Below are 23,064 nucleotides of genomic sequence, written 5' to 3' on the forward strand. Positions count from 1 at the left end.
CACGAGCGCGCCGGCTTGGCGTCAGATGCCGCGCCGCATCGCCCGAGTGCCAAGGGCCAGGCCCACTGCCGCGACGGCGCAGGCCGCGAGCAGGCCGTACAGCACCGAGATGTCCGCGAACCTGTCGCTGAACAGCGCCCGCTCCGCCCGCACGATGTACGAGACGGGGTTCAGCGCGGCGGCGGCCCGCAGCCACGCCGGGCCGGACTCCACCGGCAACAGCACGCCCGACAGCAGCATCAGCGGGAACAGCACCATCTGGGTGACTCCCCAGAACAGCTCACCACCCGGCCGGGACGCGATCGCGAGCACGAAGGACAGCGAGCCGAGCCCGACGCCGAACACGATCAGCAGCGTGAGCCCGGCCAGCACGCCCACAGGACGGAGCTCGAAGCCCAGCGGCACCGCGAGGCCGATGATCAGCACGGCCTGGAACAGCAGGATCACGAACTCCTTGAGGGTGCGGCCGACGAGCATCGCCGTGCGGTTCAGCGGCGTGACCAGCATCCGCTCCATCGAGCCGCCCATCAGCTCGATGAGCATGGAGTATCCGGCCATCATCGGCCCGGACAGGCACATCATGATCAGGATGCCGGGCACGAACCACTGCCATGGCGAGCCCCCCTCTCCGAGGCTCCCGGTTCCGGCCAGCATCGGCCCGAACAGGAACAGGAAGAGCAGCGGCTGCCCCATGGTGAACACCAGGGCGAGGGGTTCGCGCACCACGGGAGCGAACTCGCGGGAGAACACGGTACGGGTGTCACGGATGAAATGAGTGCTCAACGAACTCGCCTTTCCTACATGGGATGAGGTCACGCGCCGTCGGTCTCGCGCAGGCTGCGGCCGGTGAGCGCCAGGAACACGTCGTCGAGCGTCGGGCGAGCGGTCTCGGCCGTGGCGACCTTCACGCCCGCCGCCTCCAGCGACCGCAGGTACTCCGGCAGCACCGCCTCCGCACGGGAGACGCGCAGCCGCACGGTCGTCCCGTCGGTGGTGACCTTGTCGGGCGAGGCGATCCGTGCGGCGATCTCGGCCGCCCTCGTCGCCTCCGCCAGGTCGTGCGTCGTGACCGTGACGCGGTCACCGGCCAGATCGCTCTTGAGCCCCTGGGCCGTGCCGTCGGCGATGATCAGGCCGTGGTCGATGATCACTACCCGCTCGGCCATGCTGTCGGCCTCCTCCAGGTAGTGCGTGGTCAGGAACAGAGTCGTGCCGTGTTCGGTGCGCAGCCGCAGGATGTGCTCCCAGATGTTGGCGCGGCTCTGCGGGTCGAGGCCGGTCGTCGGCTCGTCCAGGAACAGCAGCTCGGGCCGGTGGACGAGCCCCATGGCGATGTCGAGCCTGCGGCGCTGGCCCCCCGAAAGGGTGCCGGGCTTGCGCCTGGCCAGGGGCTCCAGATCGAGCAGGCTGAGGACCTCGTCGGCCCTCCGGCGCGCCTGGGCCACGCCGAGGCCGTAGCAGCGTCCCTGGGTCACCAGCTCGTCGCGTACGCGGAAGTTCTCGCCCGCGCTGCTCTTCTGCCCGACATAACCGATACGGGTGCGCACCCCGGCCGGATCGGCGACCACATCGTGGCCGGCCACGACGGCGGTCCCCGACGTCGGCGGCAGCAGAGAGGTCAGCATGCGAAGGCTGGTGGACTTTCCCGCGCCGTTCGGACCGAGGAAGGCCACCAGTTGGCCGGGTTCCACATCGAGGTCGATACCGCGCACGGCGTCGACGGTCTCCCGCTTCACCGTGAACCGCCGGGTCAGCCCTCGGGCATGGATCATCGTCCCCTCCTTGGGGGTTGGAGTGGAAGGTTGCCGGACATGGCGAAGAAACCCCTGGTCAGGGGCCGAAATGGGTGATGATTTATCTTTGCGCACGAATTCTGGATCTGGCAAACGTGAACGTGACGTTCACGTTTCCGGCTGACCTGCGGGAACGCATTTCTTCGACGCGTTTCCACCAGGCCGTATTTCGCGCCGCACAACCTCGCTGAGCTGGCCGTTCTCCTGCCGGGCCGGGCACTCGGAAAAAAAATTCTCTGGACCCCGAGGCGTCAGTCGCCGACGGGCACGCGCAGCCAGTACGGGGAGCGCGCGCCGGGGACGTACGGGCTGTCGAGGCGCTTGGCGAGGACGGCCGGGAGCCCCTGATCTCTCGCCACCTTCAGCACGGGCTTGCCGTCGCCGGGGAACCACGGAGTCGTCTGCCAGTGCGGGCCGCGCAGGGACAGGTGGTCGAGCGTGCGGCGCCGGTCCCGGTAGACGCGGTCGAGCAGGACTCCACCGTTGAGGCGGAGCACGTCGAAGATCATGTAGACCGGGGTGCCCGCCATCTCGACGATCTGGCCGTCGAGCACGGCGGGAAGCCCGAGGAGGTTCTTGCCCAGGGCGGCGAGGTCGGGGTGGTCCAGAGGCGTGCCGTCCTCGGCGAAGAGCCTGGCCTCGCCGTTCTCGACGCCGGCGAGCGCGCGCGTTCCCCCGAGGTCGAACTCGAACCCGTAGGCGTCCTGGTCGCGGGGGAGGCGCCTGCGCTCCTCTGGCGGCATGGGCCGCAGGTCCGCGGCGGTCGGCGGACCCGGGTCCGGCGGCGGGTCCATCCGGTGGATCATCCAGTTCTTGCCGTCGGTCTGGAACAGCACGTACCGGCCGGTGGCCCGCGCCCCGTGCATCACGATCTTGACCTCGCGGTCCGTCCACTTCTCGGTCTCGTAGGTGCCCCGGTCCCAGACGAGCATCAGGCCCCCGCCGTACTCGCCCTGGGCGATCTCCCCCTCGAACGTGGCGTACTCGATGGGGTGGTCCTCGGTGTGCACGGCCAGGTGGTTGGTCTTGGGGTCGAGGGGGAGGCCCTTGGGGATCGCCCAGGAGGCCAGCACGCCGTCGCGTTCGAGTCGGAGGTCCCAGTGCAGGCGGCGGGCGTGGTGCTCGTGGATCACGAAGGTGTCGTCCTGGCCTGTGGGGAGAGGCCCCGGCTCCGGCACGGGCTCCGGCGTGCGGGTGGCGTCGCGCTTGCTCCGGTAGGCGTCCAGCTTGTCGGCCGACATTGCCGTTTCGTACCCACACTCCGGCCATACCGCACCCAATGCACTACGGCTCAGGGGCGCACGCGCCGGAAAGCCGTCCGAGTGCCATGTCGAAGTCGCCGCCAGTCGATCGACACCTAGATAGAGGTGGAGGTCCGACAGGAGGAGCGATGGTGCGGTTCATGATGATTCACAAGGCCACCGAGCAGGCGGAAGCGGGCGCCGAGTCGCATGACGGCACGGGAAGGCTGATCGACGAGATGGTACGGGCCGGCGTGCTGCTCGCCGCCGAAGACCTCCTGCCCAGCTCGGCGGGCGCGCGCGTCTCGGTCTCCGGAGGGACGCGGACCGTGACCGGCGGCCCGTTCACCGGGACGGAGGAGCTGGTCAGCGGCTTCGCGCTGATCGAGGTGAGATCGAGGGAGGAGGCGGTCGAATGGGCGGCCCGCCTGGCGGAAGCGGTGGGCGACGTGGAGCTCCGCCAGGTCGCGGAGCCTCCGGCGTGAGCGCCCGGTGGCGTGCGACGCCAGTCGGCGTGAGCGCCCGGTGACGTGCGACGCCGGCGCTGAGAGCCCCGAGGCGCCGGCGCCGGCGCTCCAGGCTCCTTGCTGACGTTACGTCGGAGTAAGCTCAGCCGCGATGTCCTCCTGAGGCCTCTGGGCGGGATTCTTCGTTGCCGTCACGCGAAGGTGAACCCCCGCCGGAGCCGCCCGCGTGCGGGATGGGAGTCCACGCGGCCGCCAGGGCGCCGCCGATCAGGCCCAGGATCATGCCGATCAGGAAGCCGCCGATGTTGGCGTACAGGATGGACGTGATGGACAGCAGGCTGGCCATGACGCCGAGGAAGATGCGCTGCGCCGGCTGCAGCCAGATCAGCACGCCCAGAATGATCATCGCGATGGAGATCAGGTAGATCAGCCCCGCCTGGGCCGAGTGGATCACCAGCGGGAGCGCGTTGACGGCAAAGGGGATGCTGAGCATCTCCAGCCCGGCCATGAGGGTGATCAGCCCACCCCAGAACGGGCGAGAACGCCGCCACGACTTCACGATCTCCTGCCCCCCGCGATGTAAGGCCGGTCACTTATGCGGCACCACGAGCACTAGACGGACCTCAAGCTAGAAGCATTCCTGTATGCCGGGCAGTACGCGCAGCAGGGAGTCGGGGACGCCGAGTCTCTCGGCACTCGTGCCCAGGATGATCTGCCGGGAGTTCTTGACGACGACCGTGGAGGACACCTGGCTGACGACCCCGGGTTGCCCGGTGATCCCCGGCAGGGTGCTCGCGGTGCTGGCGTCGCGGCCGATCTGGATGTTGGTGTAGTAATCGTCACCGGCCAGTCGGCGTGCGTAGATGACCTGGTTGTCGGCGGTCACCGGGTCCTTGCCCGTGCCCCCGGTGACCTTGAAGGTCACCGTGCCCACGGGCGTGTCGACCAGGTAGCTCTGGCAGAGATTGAAGACTTCCGTATGCCGGTTCGTGGTGACGTATACGGGGATCTGCTTGCCTCCCTTCGTCTCCACCATGCCGGGGAACTCGGCGACGTCCCACGCGCGGATCAGGTCGGCAGTGACCTTGATCTTTTCCCCGGCGACCACGAACGAGGCGCCGATGGCACCCTGGGCCACGGCACCCACCAGCACTGACGCCACTGCCGCCGCGGGTACGAAGATCAAAGCGAAGCGCTTCCACCGCACCCGCCCCTGCTCACGCATGGCACACCTCATGTCGACTGCCAGACCGATGAGTCACCACACCGTGACGAACCACACGGCTTCCCGTCGAGCATGATGATCTTCGTACTTACCCTCAACCGGACACGCCGGATATCACGGTAAGTTTGTCCTCCACTACGCCCCGTAAGGATCCGGGTAGGCGTCAAATGGCGTGGGAGAACAGTGCGTGGTCAAGCACCGGACGACATGGGCACCGAGAACGTGTGGTCAGGTGTCGGCTGGTCTGGGCGCGAGGAGGAGTGCTTGGTGGTCGAGTCTGGAAGTCCTTCGGGGGTTGACGCAGCGGCGCGTGTTGCGCCCGAGGGCTGGTCGGATGTCGGGGGCGGTGAGATGGAGCTCGCTGGCGTGGCCGAGGGGCGTCCTCGGGCGCGCCGGGGCTGCTTGGCAAGTTAGCGAAGTTGGTATTAAAGTATTGCTTCATCATGAAGCATGTACATAACTCTACGTACGGCCTCGATCGTGACCCAGACGGTAGCTTCTTCGACCCGCGGGTGAGGTCTGCCATGGCCCAGTTCACCGCAGGAGAGGACACCCTCGCCCTCGAAGGCGCGGCTGCGGTCCGCAGCGCGTTCCACGCCACCGAGCGCATGCGCGCCCGCGGGGCCGAGGGCCGCGGGCTGAGCGCGGGTGCGCTCGATCTCCTGATCCGTCTGAGCGCCGCGTCCGATGATGGGATCAGCATCGGCGAGTTGGCCCAGGCGGCTGGAGTGAGCTCGCGCAATGTCACCGGACTGGTCGACACCCTCGAACGCGACGGACTGGCTGAGCGGGTCGCCGATCAGCGTGACCGCCGTTCGGTCCTGGCCAGGATCACACCCGCCGGGCTGGCCTGGTTGGAGTCCTTCCGTCGGCCCACCCAGGCCGCCATGGCGGCGGTCTTCCGCGGATTCACGCCCGCCGAGATGACCCAGCTGCGGCATCTTTGCCTGCGCCTCGTCGAGAACCAGCATCGACTCGACCAATACCTGAGCCAGGCCGACGGCACGAACACCCAGCCGTGAACCGGACTTCCACCACCCGAAGAAACGATCAAAGGACCGAACCGCGATGACAACCGAGACCCGGACCCGGCAGATCGTGCGGGGCTATCACGACGCCAGGTTCAGTGGGGACGTGCCCGCAGCCGTCGCGCATCTCGCCGAGCCGTTCACCTTCCAAAGCCCGCTCATGAGCTCTGCGGACCCCGCCGGCCACCTGGCCGGGCTCCCCGGCTTCCTCCAGGTGGTCACCGGCGTCGACATGATCAGCGAACTGTACGGCGAGTCCGAGGCGACACTCGTCTACGACGTGCACACCGCCACCCCGGCTGGCACTCAGCGCACCGCCGAACACTTCCGCCTCGACGGCGCCGGAATCACATCGATCATGCTGATCTTCGACGGAACACCATGGCAGGCGATGCTGGCAATGATGGGCCAGGTCACGCCCGATACCGCTACGGCGAAGCCCTCACGCTGAAACGCCACCAGTCGAACTCGGCGACGAGGTCGTCCCGTTCCCTCCGGCGCTGCGACGAGCACGCGACTCCGAGAAACAGCGGAAGACAGCCAGCTCAAGCCCTGGCAGTACCAGGCCGCCGCATAACCCCCGAAGGACTTCCGAAGTCGACCACTTAGGGGTCGGATGGCGTGGTGGTGAAGCGGGTGGTGAGGTGTCGGATGGTCTGGGCGGCGAAGGGGATGGGTCACAGGAGCGCGAAGGCGCCGCGGATCAGGGCCAGTGACTCCTGGGTGATGGCGTCTTCGTTGAAGGGGGCGGAAGGGTCGCTGGTCAGCGTCGTGACGACGTAGGTCTTGCCTTTAGCCGAGCGGGCGAGGAAGCCCATGGTGAGCACCCCCGGCTCCGAGCCGCCCTTGTACCAGACGAGCGGCCAGTCTTCGCGGGGTAGCCCGAGCCCGGCGTCGCCGGACATCACCTCGCTCACTTCCCGGTCACCGAACCCGCTCAGCCCGGCGAAGGCGCGGCACATGTCGGACGGGGAGCCGAGCCACTCCACCGTGTCGAGCTCCCGGGGAGCCTGCCACGAGGTGACCCGGGAAAGCGGCACCTTCGCCACCGTCCGATCGAGGTAGGCGCGCCGCCCCTTGGAATCGAGGGCAAGGTATTCCTTCGTGAGCCGCGGGTAGTCGGCGCCCTTCAGCACGAAGAGCTCGCGTGTGGTCAGGAACGGCACGTTCCGCTTCGCGTGATCGGACCATGCCGCGTTCGTGGCCTCGACCGCCCGCCGTCCGACCTTGTCGAGGAGCAGGTCCGCACCGGTGTTGTCGCTGATGGAGATCATCAGCTTGGCGGCCTCCCGGACGGAGACGGTGCTGCCGTCCGGCCGGTCCTGCAGCTCGCCGCCGGGCAGGCTCTTCAGCTCCGGCGTGATCGTGAGCTTGTCGTCCCAGGACAGCTTGCCTTCGCGCACCCTTTGCGCGACGGCGCCCAGCACGTACGTCTTGAACATCGAGCCCAGCGGCCGCGGCTCGCCCGGAGCCAGCGCATGAACGGGCCGGCAGCCGCCGCCGGGGGTCACCTCGGCGGCCAGGAAGCCGGCCTGTGGCGCCACCGCTCGCAGCCGTTTGTCGATGTCGGACCAGCTCGCAGGCGTCGGCGAGGGGGAGGCCACCGGCGAGAGCCGCAGAACGTTGATCTTCCCGGACGCGTCGACGGAGATCGAGAGCTTGAGCCGCCCGCTCGGCAACGAGATGAGACCGACGATCGCCGTTGGCTGGACGCCGGTCAGCTCGTCGAGCTTGAGCCCCGCCAAGCCTTCGAGGGTCTTGTTGAACTGCGCCGGGGGAACCTCCTCGAGAAACCCGGCGCTCAGGTGCTCGGCCAGCTCGTCGTCGGCGATCGGCGGCCTGCCCACGACGTCGAGGAACCAGCGGAGCTGCCCGCCCACAGGAGTGCCGGGTATGTCGACCGTCTTGGCAGGGCTACCGGAAGGCGCCGGGGTGAGGGCGGAGCCAGCGGGCGCCGGGGTGAGAGCGGACGTGGCAGTGCTCTGCTCGCCGGGCGCGCACGCGGTCAGAGCGAGGGTCGCAGTGGCGAGCGTCGCGGACAGGACACGCGTGGATCTCGTCGATCTCGTCGACCTCGTCGTGAGGGACATGGCTCCTCCTTCTCTCGGGTGATCACCACAGTAGAAATGGCGGCGCCGCCGGCGGTACCTGGCAGTCCTCCGTCTCTGAAGTGCGGGGATCCACATGGAATGTGAGGACAACCTCATAGACGCCGGTCACCGGCACACGCCACGATGCCGTTCATGAAGCATTCCGCCGCGGTAGCCGCCTCCTTGGCGGCGGTGGCTGTGGCGGGCGCCGTCGCGGGGCTGCTGCTGCAGCCGGAGTCCGCCGCGTCGCCCGTGGAATGGGCGTACGTAGTGCCGTATCTCGTCTTTCCCGCGCTGGGCTGGCTCATCGCCGTCCGCCGTCCTGACAATGCCTATGGATGGCTGCTGCTGGCCACCGCCGACTGCCTGGCGCTTGGCGCCGCCGGCACCGGCCTGCTCCTCAGGGCCGACGGCGACGCGGGCGTGCCGCTCCCGCTAGCCGCTGTGATGACCTCGATGTACACCATCTACTACGGCCTGACGTGGGTCTTCGTCCCGTTGCTCTTCCCTGACGGGCGGCTGCCGTCCGCACGCTGGCGGCCGGTCGTCTGGATCGCCGCCGGGGCGATCGGCCTTCACTGGCTCGGGGTGGTGCGCGTCCCCCAGCTGACCCTCGGGAGGACCCCGACGTCCGATCCGTTCGCGCTGTTCGCGGCGGGAGTGGGCCAGGCGGTCGTCTCCGTCGTAGCCCTGGTCGTGCTCGGCTCGGTCATCGCGCGCTGGCGGCGAAGCAGGGCGTCCGAGCGGCGGCAGCTCGGCTGGCTGATCGCCGGCATGGTGGTCAACCTGGCGGGTGCCGTCCTGCTGGTCCTGACAGCGAGCGCCGGCCCGGTGGTCGCGATGCTGATCGGGGCAATGAGCGTGGTCGGAGCGCTGCCGGCCACGATCGCGGTGGCGGTCCTGCGGTACAACCTTCTGGACATCCGGGTCGGGCTGCGGGGCTCCCGGCTCTACCTGGTCTTCGACGTCCGGCCGACGGTCGACGAGCTGCTGTCGGACCTCGGTCCGACGCTCAAGGAGATGGAGCCGGTGGAGCAACTCGGCCGGCTGGCGGCAGCCGTACGGTCGGGCCTGGACACCCGGTGGGCGGCCGTCGCGCTCTCCGATGGCACCCGCGTCGTGGCCGGGCGGGAGGAGGGGCCGCCCCTGCTCACCGTGCCGGCCGGGCTCGGGCACATCGCCTGTGGGCCCAAGATGGCGGGGCGGTTCAACGCGGAGGATCGGCGGCTGCTCACGGCACTCGCCGTTCCGGTGGCGCTGGCCGTGCAGAGCGCCGGGCTCGCCACCCGGCTGGTGAACGCGCAGGAGGCCGAGCGGCGGCGCATCGAGCGCAACATCCACGACGGCGTGCAGCAGCAGCTCGTGGCCCTCATCGCCGGGCTGGAGCTGGCCCGGGCCACCGGAGGCGAGGCCCGGACGATGACCCTGCTTCGCGAGCAGGCCCGGCAGACCCTCTCCGACCTGCGCGAGCTGGCGGCAGGCATCCATCCGGCCGTGCTCAGCCAGGGCGGCATCGTGGAGGCCGTGGAGGAGCGCTGCTCGCGCCTGCCGGTGGCGACCACCGTGACGGCGGATCCCGGGCTGCGGGAGAAACGGTTCTCCGACGAGGTGGAGGGCGCCGTGTACTTCACGGTCAGCGAGGCGGTCGCCAACGCCCTCAAGCACGCCTCCGCCACAGCCATCCAGGTCCGGCTGTCCCACACCGAAGGCCGGGTGCTCGCGTCCGTGGCCGACAACGGCAAGGGTTTCGAGCCGGAAACCGTCTCCCGTACGGGCCTCGCGATGCTCGCTGACCGGCTGAGCGCGCTGGGCGGGGGCCTCGATATCACCAGCGCCCCGGGAGGGGGCACTCGGCTGCACGCCTGGGTGGCGGTCCATGGGTAAGCAGCCTGTGGTCGGCTGGGGGCGGACCTTTCGCGACAGTCTTCGTGCCACTGGGGGCAGCCGATTCCTGAACAGCTGCTGTGCATCTGCGAGGCCGTTCATGTCTGAACGGCCTGTGCGTGGGTTAGGGGCCGTATATGGCTGAACAGCGGGTGCGGGCCGTTGTCGCGGATGACCATTACCTGGTTCGCGAGGGGACGAGGCAGCTGCTGGAGATGTCCGGCGAGCTCGTGGTCGTGGGCGCGGTCGGCACGGCCGACGAGATGGTGGACGCCGTACGCCGGCTCACTCCCGACGTCGTGATCACCGACATTCGCATGCCGGGTGGCGACTGGCGCCCCGGCTTCGAGGGTATCGACGCCGCGCACCACATCCGGGCCGGCCACCCCACGGTCGGCATTGTCGTGCTCTCCCAGTTCGCCGACTCGCTGTACGCCGTCGAGCTGTTCAAGCACGGCACCGAGGGCTTCGCGTACCTGCTGAAGGACCGTGTCGGCGACCTGGACGAGTTGCTCGGTGCCATTCGCGCCGTCGTGACCGGCGGCTCGGTCATCGATCCGAAGGTCGTCGAGGGGCTGCTCGCCCGCCGGGCCGTACGAGGCGGCACGGAGGCACTGACGTCACGCGAGCGCGACGTGCTCCGCGAGATGGCGCACGGGAAGTCCAACGGTGGCATCTCCAGGGCTCTGCGATTGTCGGTGTCGGCGGTAGAGAAGAACGTCAACTCCATCTTCATGAAGCTGAGCCTGGAGAACAGCCCCGACACCCATCGCCGGGTGGCCGCCGTCCTCGCCTACCTCGGCACTCCCTGAACCCGCACGGGGCGGTCAGCGTGCCCAGGCCTCGCGGGTGGTGGTGACGTCGGCCGAGGTGCGCAGCGACTCGCCGATCGCCAGGCTGATCAGGTGGTCCTGGCAGCCGTCGGCCAGCGAGTAGGGCTCGGTGGCCTCGCTCGCCCCGCACCCACGCCGTCATCTGGCACAGCAGCGAGACGACGGCGAGGTCGTCCTCCGAGAACCGCGCCCCCTTGTACTCGTTGCGGTAGACGATGCGCCCGTCGAAGCCGATGTGGTCCAGCTCGAAGCCTTCGAGGTTCAGGTCGATCCCGGTCTGGCGCCGGATGAGGTGCGACTCCACCGGGGTGGACGGGTCGGCCAGGCGCACGGCGCGGTCGTCCACCAGCTCGCCCAGCGATCCTCGGATGACGATGCGCCGGGTGCGCAGCGGGTTCCACCACTGGTTGTCGGTGAAGTCGTAGAGTCCCATCCCGCTCGCGAACCCGATGGTCGCGATCGTGGTGGCCGCCATCTTCGGCGACGCGTCACCCGTCCAGCCGTCCGGGGTCAGCGGGTCGGCCAGCGGGGCGGTGAACGATCGGGCGCTCACCGTGGCCTCCTCGAAGCCGGCGCCGAGCATGTGACGGATCATCGACACGGCGTGGTAGAGGTGCGTCGAGGAGACCTGCACGGAGGTCACCTGCCCGATGACGCCTTCCCTGATGAGCGCGAGCCTCGCCGCGTGGCCGGGCATGTGCAGGTACTGCTCCGCCACCTGCACCAGGCCGCTGGACCCGACGGTGGTCCACAGGTCGCGCAGCCCGTCCAGGTCGGCCGCCGGGGGAGTCTCGGCCAGCACCGGGACGCCGAGCTCGACGAGCTCCTTGGTCACCTCCGGGGTGACCGGCCACGGCACCGAGGGGATGACGAACTCCGGACGTCCGGCCGCGAGCATCTCGCCGACGGAGCGGAACGCCGGCACCCCCCAGCGCGACTCGACCTCGGCGCCGCGCTCGGCTGATCTGGTCACCACGCCGGTCACCGACAGCCGCTCGGGCAGTTGCCTGGCCAGCCGCAGGAAGAACTGCGAACGCCACCCGCTGCCGACCAGTCCGAAGCGACCCGCTGACTCTGAGCTCAAGATGCTTTCCTTCTCGTACGCGGGACGCTCCGCGAGGTCCTGCCGCGGTCGCCCGTACGGCACGCCGACGCATCACACACTGCACGTCATCCCCACAGAGATCAATACTCCGACTCTCCGCACGACCCCCCAAACACCGAAATTTCACTACATGGTGTGACTTTTACGGAAATATACCTGGAACATGATCGTCGATCTGGGGCAACAGATCGCGCTCACACTGGCCTCCAGTAGATCTTGGAGGTGGCTGTGGACTACAGCAGACGTGGATTCCTGACAGCTGTCGGCGCGACCGGTGGCGCCGGCGCACTCCTGGCGACGATGGGCGCGCTGGGCCTCGCGCCCAGTGCGGAGGCGGCGACCCGTACGGCGTTCGTGCCGCCGCAACCGTCCGATTTCACCCTGACCGGCAGGGGCGCGAAGAAGGTGGTCGTGCTCGGCGCGGGCGTCGCGGGCCTCGCCACGGCGTACGAGCTGGGCAAGGCGGGCTACGACTGCACCATCCTCGAAGCGCTGGACCGGGTCGGCGGGCGCAACTGGACCATCAGGGGAGGCGACCGGATCACCGAGCTGGACGGTTCGACCCAAACCGCTCGCTTCTCCGACGGCGTCTACATGAACGCCGGGCCGGCCAGGCTCGCGCAGTGGATGGTCACCATGGACTACTGCCGCGAGCTGGGTGTGGCACTGGAGGTCTTCACCAACTCCAACGCGCAGTCCTACATCTACAACGAGGCCGCAGGCATGACCGCGCCGGTCAGATGGCGCACCGCGAAGGCCGACGTCTACGGCTACATCTCCGAGCTGCTTTCCACGGCCACTGACAGCGGCGCGCTCGACGCCAAGCTGACCGCGCAGGACAAGGAGAAGCTCATCTCCTTCCTGCGCGGGTTCGGCTCGATCGGCAACAGGGCGAGCGGCTTCGCCTACACCGGCAACGAGCACCGGGGCTACAGCACCGACCCGGGCGCGGGCGAGCAGCCGGGCACCATCCTCGGCCCCGTGCCGTCGCTCTCGGAGGTGCTCGCGAGCGGCGTCGGGCAGCGGTTCTCCTTCGAGTTCGGCTACGACCAGGCAATGCTGATGTTCCAGCCGGTGGGCGGCATGGACTCCATCCCCAAGGCGTTCGCCGACGCCATCGGCAAGCACAAGATCTCGCTGAGGTCGAAGGTCACGAAGATCACCGACCTGCCCGACGGGGTCGAGGTCGAGTACCAGGACAAGAACGGCAAGACCCGGAAGATCAAGGCGGACTTCTGCGTGGCCGCGATGCCGCCGCACATCCTGGCCAAGACCCCGCACAACCTCGGCCCCGACGTACAGGCCGCCCTGTCGACGCCGACCGTCACCTCCTCCGGCAAGATCGGCCTGGAGTACCGGCGCCGGTGGTGGGAGACCGACGAGAACATCTACGGCGGTATCACCAACACCGACCTCGACCTGTCCGTCATGTGGTACCCGTCCTACGGGTACGGCGCGCGGCGCGGGCTCATCATCGGGTACTACAACAACGGCTCGAACCAGGACGCCTACGCCGCGCTCCCGCATGCACAGCGGGAGAAGCGCGCGATCGAGCAGGGCATGAAGATCCACGGCGCGAAGTACCGCGACGAGCTGGCCGCCTCCGTTTCGGTCTCCTGGAGGCTCCAGCCGCACATCGAGGGCGCCTGGGTCGGCTGGCCCTCCCGCACGGGCGGCTACCAGCTCCTGAACAAGCCGGCCGGCCATGTTCACTTCGCCGGCGACTGGCTCAGCTACATGATCGCCTGGCAGGCGGGCGCCCTCGAATCGGCCCGCAAGACCGTCACCGACCTCCACACCCGAGTGCTCACCAACTAACCCCTCCTCAAGGAAGGCGGTCATCATCCGGGGTGGCCGCCTTCCGCCGTGGAGACGCCCTTGTAGACGGGCCTGGCCCCGCGCACGTTGAGCATGATCGCGTAGACGGAGGTCGAGGCGGTCATGAACAGCCAGTTGCGCTTGAGTCCGCCGAAGACCAGGTTGGAGGTCTTCTCCGGAAGCTTCAGCTTGCCGATCAGCGTGCCGTCCGGGGCGAAGCAGTGCACGCCCTCATGCGTGGCGGCCCAGATGCGGCCGGTGTCGTCGAGCCTGATGCCGTCGAAGGAGCCCGCCGTGCACTCGGCCAGCACTCTGCCGCCCGACAGGGTCGCGTCATCATGCACGTCGAACACCCTCAGCTGCCGGCGCCTGGTGTCGACGACGTACAACTGCTTCTCGTCCAGGGAGAAGGCCAGCCCGTTGGGCCGGACGAAGTCGTCCGCCACGACGCGGACCTCGCCGGTGACCGGGTCCACGCGGTAGACGTGGTCTCCGCCGATCTCGCTCTCGGCCCGGTGGCCCTCGTAGTCGCTGGTGATGCCGTACGAAGGGTCGGTGAACCAGATCGAGCCGTCCGACTTCACAACCACGTCGTTGGGGCTGTTGAACCGCCTGCCCTCCCATCGGTCGGCGACCGTGGTGATCGAGCCGTCGTGCTCGGTACGGGTCACCCGGCGGCCGCCCTGCTCGCAGGAGACCAGCCGGCCCTGGGCGTCCAGGGTGTGGCCGTTGGTGTAGCCGGCGGGAGCGCGGAACGGGCCGACGTTGCCGGTCGGCTCGTCCCATCGGAGCATGCGGTCGTTGGGGATGTCGCTCCAGAGCAGGTATCGGCCCGCGGGCACGTACACGGGCCCCTCGGCCCAGCGGCAGCCCGTGTGGATGCGCTCGACCCGCTCGTCACCGCCGACCGCGTCGAAGCGCTCGTCCAGCGCTTCGAGCTCGGCGGGGATGGTCTCTGTCATAGGACTAGGAAAGCCCACCAAATGACATTACGTCAAACCTCTATATGACCTGATAGTGTTCGGTTATGGATGACATCGACAGGATGTTGCTCGGTCTCCTGCAGAAGGATGCCACCCAGCCGTACGCCGCGCTCGGAGCCGCCGTGGGCCTGTCGAGCGGCGCCGCCCACGAGCGCGTCAGGAAACTACGCGAGCGCGGGCTGATCCGGCGCACCACCGTGGACATCGACCCGGTGGTCGCCGGCCGGGGCGTGCTGGCGTACGTGCTGATCGACGGCAACACCTGGATGGGCGACACCGCAGAGGCGCTCAGGGCCATCCCGGAGATCGAGGAGGCCCACGTGATCGCGGGCCCGGCGACACTGCTCGCCAAGGTACGCGCATCCAGCACCCAGGAGCTGCAGAGCCTGCTGCGACGGGTCTTCGACATCGAGGGCGTGGCCAGAACCCAGACCATCGTCGCCCTGGAAACCTTCTTCGAACGCGACGTCCACATCCCAGCCCCCACCCCCGGACATCTGTGAACAGTTGCGCCTACCTGTCCAGCCGATCAGCGATCCGGCGCATGAGCGCGGCTACTCGCGTGGCGCGCGCGTCTGAGGGCCGGTCGAGCGTGGGGGTAGCCGCGACCGACCTGTCGTACTCCTCATCAAGAATCGCGTGGAACCTCCGGGCCTTTCTTGTCTGCGAGGTTCTGATACGTGCTTCTCTTGCCTCCTTCCAGAAAGTTCGCCCAGGTCTGGCGGAGAAGATGGTCGTCGCGCCGTGGCGTAGATGCGTCTCAGAAAAGGTGCCCAGCTCGAACCGGGTCTGCCAGTAGGACAAGATCAAGTTGGTGTACAACTGCTGCCTGAGGGATCTCTCGTCCGTCTCGGTGCTGAACACTCCCCAGCACTCACGATAAATCGGATTTTCCAGAGCCATCGTGATCAACTCATTATGGGTGGCCCTTGACGCTTGTTCTCTGGCCAGCTTGGCTTCACGGGCCTGCAGGACTAAGGAAACGGTGATAGCGGCCAGTGCGAAGACGGAGAGCAGGGCAGCGGCTGCCCCGTATGTCTGCCCGATCTCACTTCGTCGTGACCATCTTCCGCCATCGTCGAGCACATCGAGCGCAAGAGGTGACAGCGCCACCAGCGTCACCGCCAGAAGCACGAGCAGGACCGTCAGGAAGGGAACGAGGCGGCTTACGGAAGACGGGCCTGTTAGCTGCCTTAGCTTTGCGCGGGGCTGAGGAGTCTTGGCGGTCATGCCGCCTTTCATACCCCCTGCGGAGCGGGTGGGGGAAGGCACTCGATCTTCCTGGGGAAGTATCGGAGGAGGTCTTCTCCGCGTTGCCAATGGTCGCTGATCTCGTGGCGGCAGGTGTCGATGAGATCGACGTCGGTGAACTTGCGTGCGCCGGCCAGAACCCCATCGTCGTACTGGATGTCGTACATGACAGGACTCGTCGCGCGGTCGCCCAGCACCACGACCTCCGGCAGTTCGGCACGCGTTTCCAGGTGCGTGATGGTCTCCACGGGGAGGACCCTTATCTGCTCACCAAGTTCGGCCCAGATGGCGAGCAGGTGCAGCTCCCACTGGAGGTAGGGAGTCGGGGGATCGCAGATAAAGCGGACTCGTCGTTGTATGATTCCGCAGCGGTCGAGCTCGCGTTGATGCTCCATCCTGCCGGAGCGCATCTCCTCGGCGAGTCTCAAAGACCTCCCCCAGTCGCCTTCGGCCATCGCCAGCCAGCTTGGCGAGGAAGGCTCCTTGAAGGTGACCTGCCGCTCCAGCTTCCATGACATGTCGGTTTTCCAGAAATTGTCCTGGAAGTCGCTCTTGTAGGCGGCGAGATCGAGATGCTGCGCTGGAAGGCGGCTGAGCTGGTCAAGCATCTGGGATATCCGCTTTTGCGCTGGTGAGAAGGTGTCGCGGGATCATGACGAGACGCTCGTCCGCGCGGATGGTCACGTCACTGGGAAGCCTGCCCGCATAGCTCGCTGTAACGTCACGTCCGACCACGGCTATGTCTCCGTTCTCCATCTCCCAGATGTCGGGGCAGCCGTCGGTGTTGGCCGTGCTTCCCAGCTCGCGCATCGACTTGCCGATTCTACGCAGGAATTCCGTCGCCGTCTCCGCTTCCCATGGTGTGTTCATGCGTCGCGCCTCCCATTATGGGCACCTTTGCAGGTATAGCGTCACATGGACCGTAATTCGCGTCAATATTATTGAATAATCGCTCATATATAGCAGGCCGTAACCGCTTTTTGAGTTCGTTCCGGTGGCTGTGTCGCATCGAATTCCCGGTCGTGGAAGGTATGAAGGTGGCAGCGGAGTGTGCTCGTGCGATGGGCCGAGCGGTCCCTTCCCGCGACTCGGAAGGTGGTCGAGGCGGGTGGATCTTCTTGCTTTGAGCTGGCGTTGAGGTGCGTCAGGTAGAGGTAGGGGTTATGGAACGGGCCGACAAGGTTCTCGTCGTTGACGATGAGCCGAACATCCTCGCTCTGCTTTCGCAGACACTGCGCCTGGTGTCGTTCGAGGTGAAGACGGCGGAGTGCGGGTTGGACGCGTTGAGGGCCGCGGCGGCGTTCGATCCGGACATCGTGGTTCTCGATGTGATGCTGCCCGATCTGGATGGCTTCGAGGTGGCGCGCCGGCTCGGCGAGGTGCCCGTGCTGTTCCTGACCGCGCGGGACACCGTGGAGGATCGCGTCCAGGGGTTGAGCCTCGGCGCGGACGACTACGTCACCAAGCCGTTCAGTCTGGAGGAGGTGGTCCTGCGGATCAAGGCCATCCTCCGCCGGAGCCGGGCGGCCGGGCCGTCCACGGACCACCTGCTGAGGTACGCCGACGTGGAGCTGGACGCGGACGCCCACGAGGTGCGGCGCGGCGGCGTCCCTGTGGACCTGTCGCCGACCGAGTTCAACCTGCTGGCCTACCTGCTCACCAACGCGGGACGGGTGGTGAGCAAGACGCAGATCCTCGACAGCGTCTGGCGCTACGACTTCGGCGGGGACGCCAGCATCGTGGAGTCCTACGTCTACTACCTGCGCAAGAAGATCGACCGCTGGGATCCGCCGCTGATCCACACCGTACGAGGGGTCGGCTACACGCTAAAGCTGCCGCGAAAGGGCGACGCGTGAGGCCGTTCGCGGGCGGGTTCGGACGGGGGCTTGGGTCGCCGGGGCGTTGGACGTTGCGGGCGCGGCTGGTGGTGGCGGCGGTGGCGCTGACCGCCGTCGCGCTGGTGCTGGCCAACGCGGTGGGCCTGACGCTGCTGCGGAACTACCTGGTCGACCGGCTGGACGACCAGCTCGACGCCACCGCCACGACGGCCGTGACGGGTGCGGCGATGATGCCCAACAAAGGTCTGGCGCTCCGCGTGCCCGTACAGCCCGACAAGCCGCGCATCCAGATCCAGGTGTCCGAGAGGGCGATCGTCCAACGGATGATCGGCGACAGGAGGTTCTACGTCTTCGCGCCGGACGGGAAGATGGCCGCCGAGATTCCCGGGGCACTCCCCAACAGGCCGGAGCTCGGTCCCGTCGACCAGATCCAGAAGGGCGCGCCATACACGGTGCCCGGCACCGACGGCCCGTCCTGGCGGGTGAAGGCGATGGACCTCCCCGACGGCGGCATCGTGGTGATGACGGCGTCGCTGGCCGAGATCGAGGCGACGCAGCGGTGGCTGATGGCCATCGACGCCGGGGTCATGGCGGTGGTGCTGCTGCTGCTCGGCCTGGTCGCCGCCGCCCTGGTACGGCTCGGCATGCGCCCCCTGACCAGGATGGAGGAGACCGCCGCGCAGATCACCGCCGGCGACTTCAGCCGCCGGGTGCCGGACACCGCCCCGCACACCGAGCCGGGCCGTCTCGGGGTCGCGATGAACGTGATGCTCGACCGGGTGGAGTCGGAGATCGCCGCGCGGATCGAGTCCGAGGCGCGGATGCGACGGTTCCTCGCCGACGCCTCCCATGAGCTGCGCACCCCGCTGACCTCGGTGCAGGGCTTCGCCGAGCTCTACCGCAGGGGCGGCACCCCGCCGGGTCCCCCTATGGACGAGACCATGCGCAGGATCGAGGACGAGGCCACCCGCATGGGCCTGCTGGTCAACGACCTGCTCATGCTGGCCCATCTGGACGAGGAACGCGCCCTCGACAGCCACCCCGTGGACCTGCTGGAGATCGCGGTCGAGACGGTACGCGACGCGCGGGCCCGGCTCCCCGAGCGGCGGATACGACTCACCGGGCTCGGTCCGGCGCTGAGCCCGGTCATGGTGCTGGGCGACGACGCCCGGTTGCGGCAGGTGGCCGCCAACCTGGTGACCAACGCGCTCGTCCACACCCCGCCGGACGCGGAGATCATCGTCCGGGTGGGCACCGGCAGGGCCGCCGTCGCACCGGCCGCCGCCGTCGGTGACGGGGCGCACCTGGTCATGGGGGTGCTGGAGGTGTGCGACACCGGCCCAGGAATCCCGGAGGATCACGCCCCGCGCGTCTTCGAGCGGCTCTACCGGATCAGCCAGAGCCGCTCGCGCGCGGAGGGCGGTGCGGGGCTCGGGCTCGCCATCGTGGCGGGCATCGTCAGGGCGCACGGCGGGCGGGTCGAGCTCGCGACCTCGCCAGGAAAGGGCGCCGCCTTCCGGGTGCTGCTCCCGCTTCAGGACTGCGAGACACCTCAGGACCGCGAGATACCTTCTCAGGACTGCGAGATACCTCATGCCTGTGAGACACCTCAGGACTACGAGATGCCTCACGCCTGCGAGACGCCTTCTAGAACTGCGTGACTCGGCGTTGCGAGGTTCCTGCCCAGGATCGCGGGATACCGGCCGAGGATTGTGCGGCTGCTCATCGGCGTTGTGAGATTCCCGCTCCAGGATTCCGAGGTTCCTCCGAGGTTGCTCGGGGGTCGTTCCGATCCGCGCTCGGCAGCATTCGGGGCATGAGAAGAACACTTGTGGCGGTGGCGTTCCTAGCGCTGGCCGCCGGATGCGGACAGCCGGCCACGTCCGGCGGGGTGGCTTCGGTGCAGGGCACGAAGACCGCCTCCCCGACCGGCGCCTCCCCGACCGCCTCGGTCGACCGCGAGGAGCAGGGCAGGAAGTTCGCCCAGTGCATGCGGGACAACGGCGTCGACATGCCGGATCCCCAGGCCGACGGCGGCAGGGTCGCCATCAAGATTCCCAAGGGCGCCGACCGGGCCACCATGGACAAGGCCATGGAAGCCTGCCGCAGCCTGAGCCCGATGGGTGAGAAGGGCGGCACGATATCACCGGAGGAGCAGGAGAACGTTCGCGCCTTCGCCCAGTGCATGCGGGACAACGGCGTCGACATGCCGGATCCGGACTTCTCCAAGGGCGGCGGCATCAGGATCGGCGGCCCCAACAGCAAGATCAAGCCGGATGACCCGACGTTCAAGAAGGCCGAGGAGGCCTGCCGGGACAAGCTGGGCGGGCTCGGCAAGGGACCCAAGGGGTGAGCGACACTCGAACGGAGCGGCCCGTGAGCTCGACGGACGAACCAGAGGCGCCCCCGCGGCGACGGCGTAGGCGGGGCAAGGCGGTCGTGGTGGCCGTGGCCTGCGGAGGGGTGCTCGCCGCCTCGGTGGCGGCCGCGATCGGCGTGGGGGGCGACACCGGCACGCCTGTCGCCCAGCGGACGCCCCCGGCGACGGCCCAGGTCACCCGCACCACGCTGACCGAGACCAAGACCGTCGACGGCACCCTCGGCTACGGCGACACCGCCACCGTCTCGGCCACCTCCCACCAGGGCACCATCACCTGGTTGCCGGCTGCCGGCGCCGTCGTCACCCGGGGCCGGGCCGCCTACAGCGTCGACGCCGACCGGGTTCCCCTCCTGTACGGGAGCACGCCCCTCTACCGCACCCTGGAAAACGGGGTGAAGGGCAAGGACGTCAAGCTGCTGGAGACCAACCTGGCCAAACTCGGCTACGACGGCTTCACCGTGGACGACGAGTTCACCTGGACCACCCGCGAAGCTGTGAAGAAGTGGCAGGAGGACATCGGCGTCCCGGTCACCGGCCGGGTCGAACCCGGCGCCGTCGTCGTACACGACGGCGCGTTCCGGGTCGCCGAGCTCAAGACCACACTCGGCGCCACCGCCGGCGGCCCCGTGCTGACCTACACCGGTACGACCCGTCAGGTCACCGTCCCGCTGGACGTCGCCGACCGGCATCTGGTCAAGAAGGGCATGAAGGCGACCGTGGAACTGCCGGACGGCTCCACCGTGCCGGGCACCATCAAGGACATCGGCAAGGTGGCCACCGAGAGCACCAGCCAGGACGAGACCACGACCACGATCGAGGTGGTCGTCTCCATCCGCGCCGGCAAGAAGCTCAATACGTACGACACCGCCCCGGTGAACGTCACGATCGTCTCGGCGCAGCGTAAGAACGTGCTCGTCGTGCCGGTCAACGCGTTGCTCGCGCTGGCAGAGGGCGGGTACGGCGTGCAGGTGGTGGAGGGCCCGGCCACCCGCTACGCGGCGGTGAAGACGGGCATGTTCGCCGACGGCAAGGTGGAGGTCACCGGGGTCGACGAGGGCGCGACCGTGGTGGTGCCCAAGTGATCGTCTCACTCAGTGAGGTCAGCAAGCTCTACGCCGGGGAGGTGGCCGCCCTGCGCGGGGCCACGATGGAGATCGGGTACGGCGAGCTGGTCGGCATCGTGGGCCCGTCCGGCTCCGGCAAGTCCACGATGCTGAACATGATCGGCACCCTGGACCGGCCATCGGGCGGCACCGTGCGCATCGCGGGCCATGACGTCGCGACGCTCACCGACCGGGAGCTGTCGGCACTTCGCGCGAGCACGATCGGCTTCGTCTTCCAGCAGTTCCACCTGGCCGCCGGGGTGCCGGTACTGGACAACGTCGCCGACGGGTTGCTCTACTCCGGCGTTCCCCTCAGGCGGCGGCGAAGCAAGGCGACGGAGGTGCTGCACAGGGTGGGCCTCGGGCATCGCCTCGACCACCGGCCGCACGAGCTGTCCGGCGGCGAGCGGCAGCGGGTGGCCATCGCCCGCGCCGTGGTCGGCGACCCTGAGCTGCTCCTCGCCGACGAACCCACCGGCAACCTCGACTCGAAATCCGGTGGCGCCGTGATGACCCTGCTACGCGACCTCCACCAGGCCGGTACCACCGTCCTGATCATCACGCACGACCGGGACATCGCCGCGGCCCTGCCCAGGCAGATCGAGATGCTGGACGGCCGCGTCGTCCACGACTCCCGGGCCGATCGGGTGGCGACATGGTGACCGTCCCATTCCAGGCCGGGCCGGTGCCCGTCATCGCTCAGACCAGGCGAGGGACGGCATGGTGACCATCTCAGAAGAGCGGCGCGGTACGCGGCTGACGCCCTCCCGCCTCAGCCCGCGCGACGTGCTCAGGGTCGGCGGGGCGGGACTGCGGTCACGGCCGCTGCGGGTGTTCCTGTCCGCCCTCGGCATCGCGATCGGCATCGCCGCGATGCTGGGCGTGGTCGGCATCTCCACCTCCAGCCAGGAGGACCTCAACCGGCAGCTCTCCGCGCTCGGCACCAACCTGCTCACGGTCTCACCGGGCAACACCATGTTCGGTGAGGGGTCCCACCTGCCCACCGAGTCGGAGAGCATGATCGGCCAGATCGGCCCGGTGACGTCGGTGACCGCGACCGGAGCCACCACCGCCAAGGTCTACCGCAACGACCACATACCGGAGTCCCAGTCCGGTGGCATCTCGGTCCAGGCCGCCCGCCTCAACCTGCTCAAGGACGTCGGGGCGACGGTCATCAGCGGCACCTGGCTGAACGCGGCCACCCACCACTACCCCGCGGTGGTCCTCGGATCAAGGACGGCCGACCGGCTCGGCGTCGCCCAGGCGGGGCCGGAGCAGCGCGTCTGGCTCGGCGGCCAGTGGTTCACCGTGGTCGGCGTGCTCGCCCCGGCGCCCCTGGCCCCCGAGCTCGACACCGCCGCCCTCGTCGGCTGGCCGGTGGCCGAGGAACGGCTCGACTTCGACGGCTACCCGACGACCGTCTACACCCGGGCCGAGGAGGAGCACGTGGTCGAGGTGCGGGACGTGCTGGCCGCCTCCGCCAACCCCGAGCACCCCGACGAGGTCGACGTCTCCCGTCCTTCCGACGTGCTCGCCGCCAAGCAGGCCACCGACGCGACGCTCAACGCGCTGCTGCTGGGCCTGGGCGGCGTCGCGCTCCTGGTCGGCGGGGTCGGCGTGGCCAACACCATGGTCATCTCCGTACTGGAGCGGCGCGCCGAGATCGGACTCCGCCGCTCCCTGGGCGCCACCCGGGGGCAGATCCGGCTGCAGTTCCTGGCCGAGTCGCAACTGCTGTCGGCCCTGGGCGGCATCGGGGGAGTGGTCCTGGGCATCGGTGTGACCATCGCCTACGCCACCTCCCAGGGCTGGCCGTCGATCATCCCCGCCTGGGCGATGATCGGCGGCGTGGTCGCGACGCTGATCATCGGCGGCATCGCCGGCTTCTACCCGGCGGTCCGCGCCGCCCGCATGCCCCCGACCGAGGCCCTCGCCACCCCTTGAGGACCAAGCCCGTACGGCCTGCCCGGCGGCCCGCCGGGCAGGCCGTACCGCGGGTTCTGGCTATCAGGAAGCCCATTAGGA

General features: G+C 68.6%; 24 protein-coding genes. 13 read left to right on the plus strand and 11 right to left on the minus strand.

Going from position 1 to position 23,064, the window contains the following annotated elements; genetic code table 11:
* Window positions 1-21: 21 nt before the first annotated feature.
* The 3 genes from ACOZ38_RS03850 to ACOZ38_RS03860 form a co-directional block, all read right to left on the minus strand.
* Window positions 22-783, minus strand: a complete 762-nt coding sequence (locus ACOZ38_RS03850; protein ID WP_424528823.1) for an ABC transporter permease — start codon at window positions 781-783, stop codon at window positions 22-24.
* 29 nt (window positions 784-812) lie between these two features.
* Window positions 813-1,772, minus strand: a complete 960-nt coding sequence (locus tag ACOZ38_RS03855) for an ATP-binding cassette domain-containing protein (RefSeq protein ID WP_424528824.1) — start codon at window positions 1,770-1,772, stop codon at window positions 813-815.
* A 272-nt stretch (window positions 1,773-2,044) separates the two neighbouring features.
* The gene (locus ACOZ38_RS03860; RefSeq protein ID WP_424528825.1) at window positions 2,045-3,034 is read right to left on the minus strand and encodes a DNA polymerase ligase N-terminal domain-containing protein; all 990 of its coding nucleotides are present in this window, start codon (window positions 3,032-3,034) and stop codon (window positions 2,045-2,047) included.
* A 161-nt stretch (window positions 3,035-3,195) separates the two neighbouring features.
* Between ACOZ38_RS03860 and ACOZ38_RS03865 the strand changes: the two genes are divergently transcribed.
* Window positions 3,196-3,519 (plus strand): YciI family protein, encoded by a 324-nt coding sequence (locus ACOZ38_RS03865; protein ID WP_424528826.1) that lies wholly within the window; start codon window positions 3,196-3,198, stop codon window positions 3,517-3,519.
* A 124-nt stretch (window positions 3,520-3,643) separates the two neighbouring features.
* Here ACOZ38_RS03865 and ACOZ38_RS03870 read toward each other — a convergent pair whose 3' ends face one another.
* Both ACOZ38_RS03870 and ACOZ38_RS03875 read right to left on the minus strand, forming a co-directional pair.
* Window positions 3,644-4,060 (minus strand): DUF6114 domain-containing protein, encoded by a 417-nt coding sequence (locus tag ACOZ38_RS03870; protein ID WP_424528827.1) that lies wholly within the window; start codon window positions 4,058-4,060, stop codon window positions 3,644-3,646.
* Between the two features lie 69 nt (window positions 4,061-4,129).
* A complete protein-coding gene (locus tag ACOZ38_RS03875; protein WP_424528828.1) occupies window positions 4,130-4,726 on the minus strand; it encodes a DUF6230 family protein in 597 nt (198 codons plus the stop codon).
* A gap of 524 nt (window positions 4,727-5,250) precedes the next feature.
* Between ACOZ38_RS03875 and ACOZ38_RS03880 the strand changes: the two genes are divergently transcribed.
* Window positions 5,251-5,748 (plus strand): MarR family winged helix-turn-helix transcriptional regulator, encoded by a 498-nt coding sequence (locus tag ACOZ38_RS03880; RefSeq protein WP_424528829.1) that lies wholly within the window; start codon window positions 5,251-5,253, stop codon window positions 5,746-5,748.
* Between the two features lie 46 nt (window positions 5,749-5,794).
* Window positions 5,795-6,205, plus strand: a complete 411-nt coding sequence (locus ACOZ38_RS03885) for a hypothetical protein (protein WP_424528830.1) — start codon at window positions 5,795-5,797, stop codon at window positions 6,203-6,205.
* Window positions 6,206-6,431: 226 nt separating this feature from the next.
* Here ACOZ38_RS03885 and ACOZ38_RS03890 read toward each other — a convergent pair whose 3' ends face one another.
* Complete coding sequence (locus ACOZ38_RS03890) at window positions 6,432-7,844, minus strand: serine hydrolase (RefSeq protein WP_424528831.1); 1,413 nt, start codon at window positions 7,842-7,844, stop codon at window positions 6,432-6,434.
* A gap of 153 nt (window positions 7,845-7,997) precedes the next feature.
* Here ACOZ38_RS03890 and ACOZ38_RS03895 point away from each other — a divergent pair, with 153 nt between their 5' ends.
* Window positions 7,998-9,728: an ATP-binding protein gene (locus tag ACOZ38_RS03895; protein ID WP_424528832.1), complete on the plus strand. Its 1,731-nt coding sequence runs from the start codon at window positions 7,998-8,000 to the stop codon at window positions 9,726-9,728.
* A gap of 137 nt (window positions 9,729-9,865) precedes the next feature.
* Window positions 9,866-10,540 (plus strand): response regulator transcription factor, encoded by a 675-nt coding sequence (locus ACOZ38_RS03900; RefSeq protein WP_424528833.1) that lies wholly within the window; start codon window positions 9,866-9,868, stop codon window positions 10,538-10,540.
* Here ACOZ38_RS03900 and ACOZ38_RS03905 read toward each other — a convergent pair.
* Window positions 10,461-11,645 carry a Gfo/Idh/MocA family protein gene (locus ACOZ38_RS03905; protein ID WP_424528834.1) on the minus strand — a complete coding sequence of 395 codons (1,185 nt, stop codon included), beginning with the start codon at window positions 11,643-11,645 and terminating at the stop codon, window positions 10,461-10,463. The two genes, ACOZ38_RS03900 and ACOZ38_RS03905, sit on opposite strands and share 80 nt — an antisense overlap.
* Window positions 11,646-11,894: 249 nt before the next feature.
* On the opposite strand from ACOZ38_RS03905, the gene ACOZ38_RS03910 reads away from it, so the two are divergent.
* Window positions 11,895-13,484 carry a flavin monoamine oxidase family protein gene (locus ACOZ38_RS03910; protein WP_424528835.1) on the plus strand — a complete coding sequence of 530 codons (1,590 nt, stop codon included), beginning with the start codon at window positions 11,895-11,897 and terminating at the stop codon, window positions 13,482-13,484.
* 23 nt (window positions 13,485-13,507) lie between these two features.
* Here ACOZ38_RS03910 and ACOZ38_RS03915 read toward each other — a convergent pair whose 3' ends face one another.
* The gene (locus ACOZ38_RS03915; RefSeq protein WP_424528836.1) at window positions 13,508-14,446 is read right to left on the minus strand and encodes an SMP-30/gluconolactonase/LRE family protein; all 939 of its coding nucleotides are present in this window, start codon (window positions 14,444-14,446) and stop codon (window positions 13,508-13,510) included.
* A 65-nt stretch (window positions 14,447-14,511) separates the two neighbouring features.
* Between ACOZ38_RS03915 and ACOZ38_RS03920 the strand changes: the two genes are divergently transcribed.
* The gene (locus ACOZ38_RS03920; protein WP_424528837.1) at window positions 14,512-14,970 is read left to right on the plus strand and encodes an Lrp/AsnC family transcriptional regulator; all 459 of its coding nucleotides are present in this window, start codon (window positions 14,512-14,514) and stop codon (window positions 14,968-14,970) included.
* Between the two features lie 10 nt (window positions 14,971-14,980).
* Here the strand turns inward: ACOZ38_RS03920 and ACOZ38_RS03925 are convergent, their stop codons facing one another.
* The 3 genes from ACOZ38_RS03925 to ACOZ38_RS03935 are packed head-to-tail and all read right to left on the minus strand — an operon-like array spanning window position 14,981 to window position 16,588.
* Complete coding sequence (locus tag ACOZ38_RS03925) at window positions 14,981-15,697, minus strand: DUF6082 family protein (RefSeq protein WP_424528838.1); 717 nt, start codon at window positions 15,695-15,697, stop codon at window positions 14,981-14,983.
* Window positions 15,698-15,705: 8 nt separating this feature from the next.
* Complete coding sequence (locus ACOZ38_RS03930; protein WP_424528839.1) at window positions 15,706-16,326, minus strand: DUF6879 family protein; 621 nt, start codon at window positions 16,324-16,326, stop codon at window positions 15,706-15,708.
* Window positions 16,319-16,588, minus strand: a complete 270-nt coding sequence (locus ACOZ38_RS03935; RefSeq protein WP_424528840.1) for a hypothetical protein — start codon at window positions 16,586-16,588, stop codon at window positions 16,319-16,321. Before ACOZ38_RS03935 ends, ACOZ38_RS03930 begins: the two co-directional genes overlap by 8 nt.
* A gap of 293 nt (window positions 16,589-16,881) precedes the next feature.
* Here ACOZ38_RS03935 and ACOZ38_RS03940 point away from each other — a divergent pair, with 293 nt between their 5' ends.
* The 6 genes from ACOZ38_RS03940 to ACOZ38_RS03965 all read left to right on the plus strand — a co-directional run bounded on the left by ACOZ38_RS03940 (window position 16,882) and on the right by ACOZ38_RS03965 (window position 22,983).
* Window positions 16,882-17,574, plus strand: a complete 693-nt coding sequence (locus tag ACOZ38_RS03940) for a response regulator transcription factor (RefSeq protein WP_424528841.1) — start codon at window positions 16,882-16,884, stop codon at window positions 17,572-17,574.
* Window positions 17,571-19,217, plus strand: coding sequence for a sensor histidine kinase (locus ACOZ38_RS03945; RefSeq protein ID WP_424528842.1), 1,647 nt, complete (start codon window positions 17,571-17,573; stop codon window positions 19,215-19,217). The genes ACOZ38_RS03940 and ACOZ38_RS03945 overlap by 4 nt, the downstream gene beginning before the upstream one ends.
* 155 nt (window positions 19,218-19,372) lie before the next feature.
* Window positions 19,373-19,909: a hypothetical protein gene (locus ACOZ38_RS03950; RefSeq protein WP_424528843.1), complete on the plus strand. Its 537-nt coding sequence runs from the start codon at window positions 19,373-19,375 to the stop codon at window positions 19,907-19,909.
* Window positions 19,910-19,932: 23 nt separating this feature from the next.
* A complete protein-coding gene (locus tag ACOZ38_RS03955) occupies window positions 19,933-21,018 on the plus strand; it encodes a peptidoglycan-binding protein (RefSeq protein WP_424528844.1) in 1,086 nt (361 codons plus the stop codon).
* Entirely contained in the window at window positions 21,015-21,701 is a 687-nt protein-coding gene (locus tag ACOZ38_RS03960; RefSeq protein WP_424528845.1) for an ABC transporter ATP-binding protein, read from the plus strand. Before ACOZ38_RS03955 ends, ACOZ38_RS03960 begins: the two co-directional genes overlap by 4 nt.
* Before the next feature lie 58 nt (window positions 21,702-21,759).
* On the plus strand, window positions 21,760-22,983 hold the full coding sequence (locus ACOZ38_RS03965) for an ABC transporter permease (RefSeq protein WP_424528846.1): 1,224 nt from the start codon (window positions 21,760-21,762) through the stop codon (window positions 22,981-22,983).
* Window positions 22,984-23,064 lie beyond the last annotated feature (81 nt).

Source organism: Sphaerisporangium viridialbum, from assembly GCF_049674955.1.
In the GTDB taxonomy this organism is placed as follows: Bacteria; Actinomycetota; Actinomycetes; order Streptosporangiales; family Streptosporangiaceae; genus Sphaerisporangium; species Sphaerisporangium viridialbum.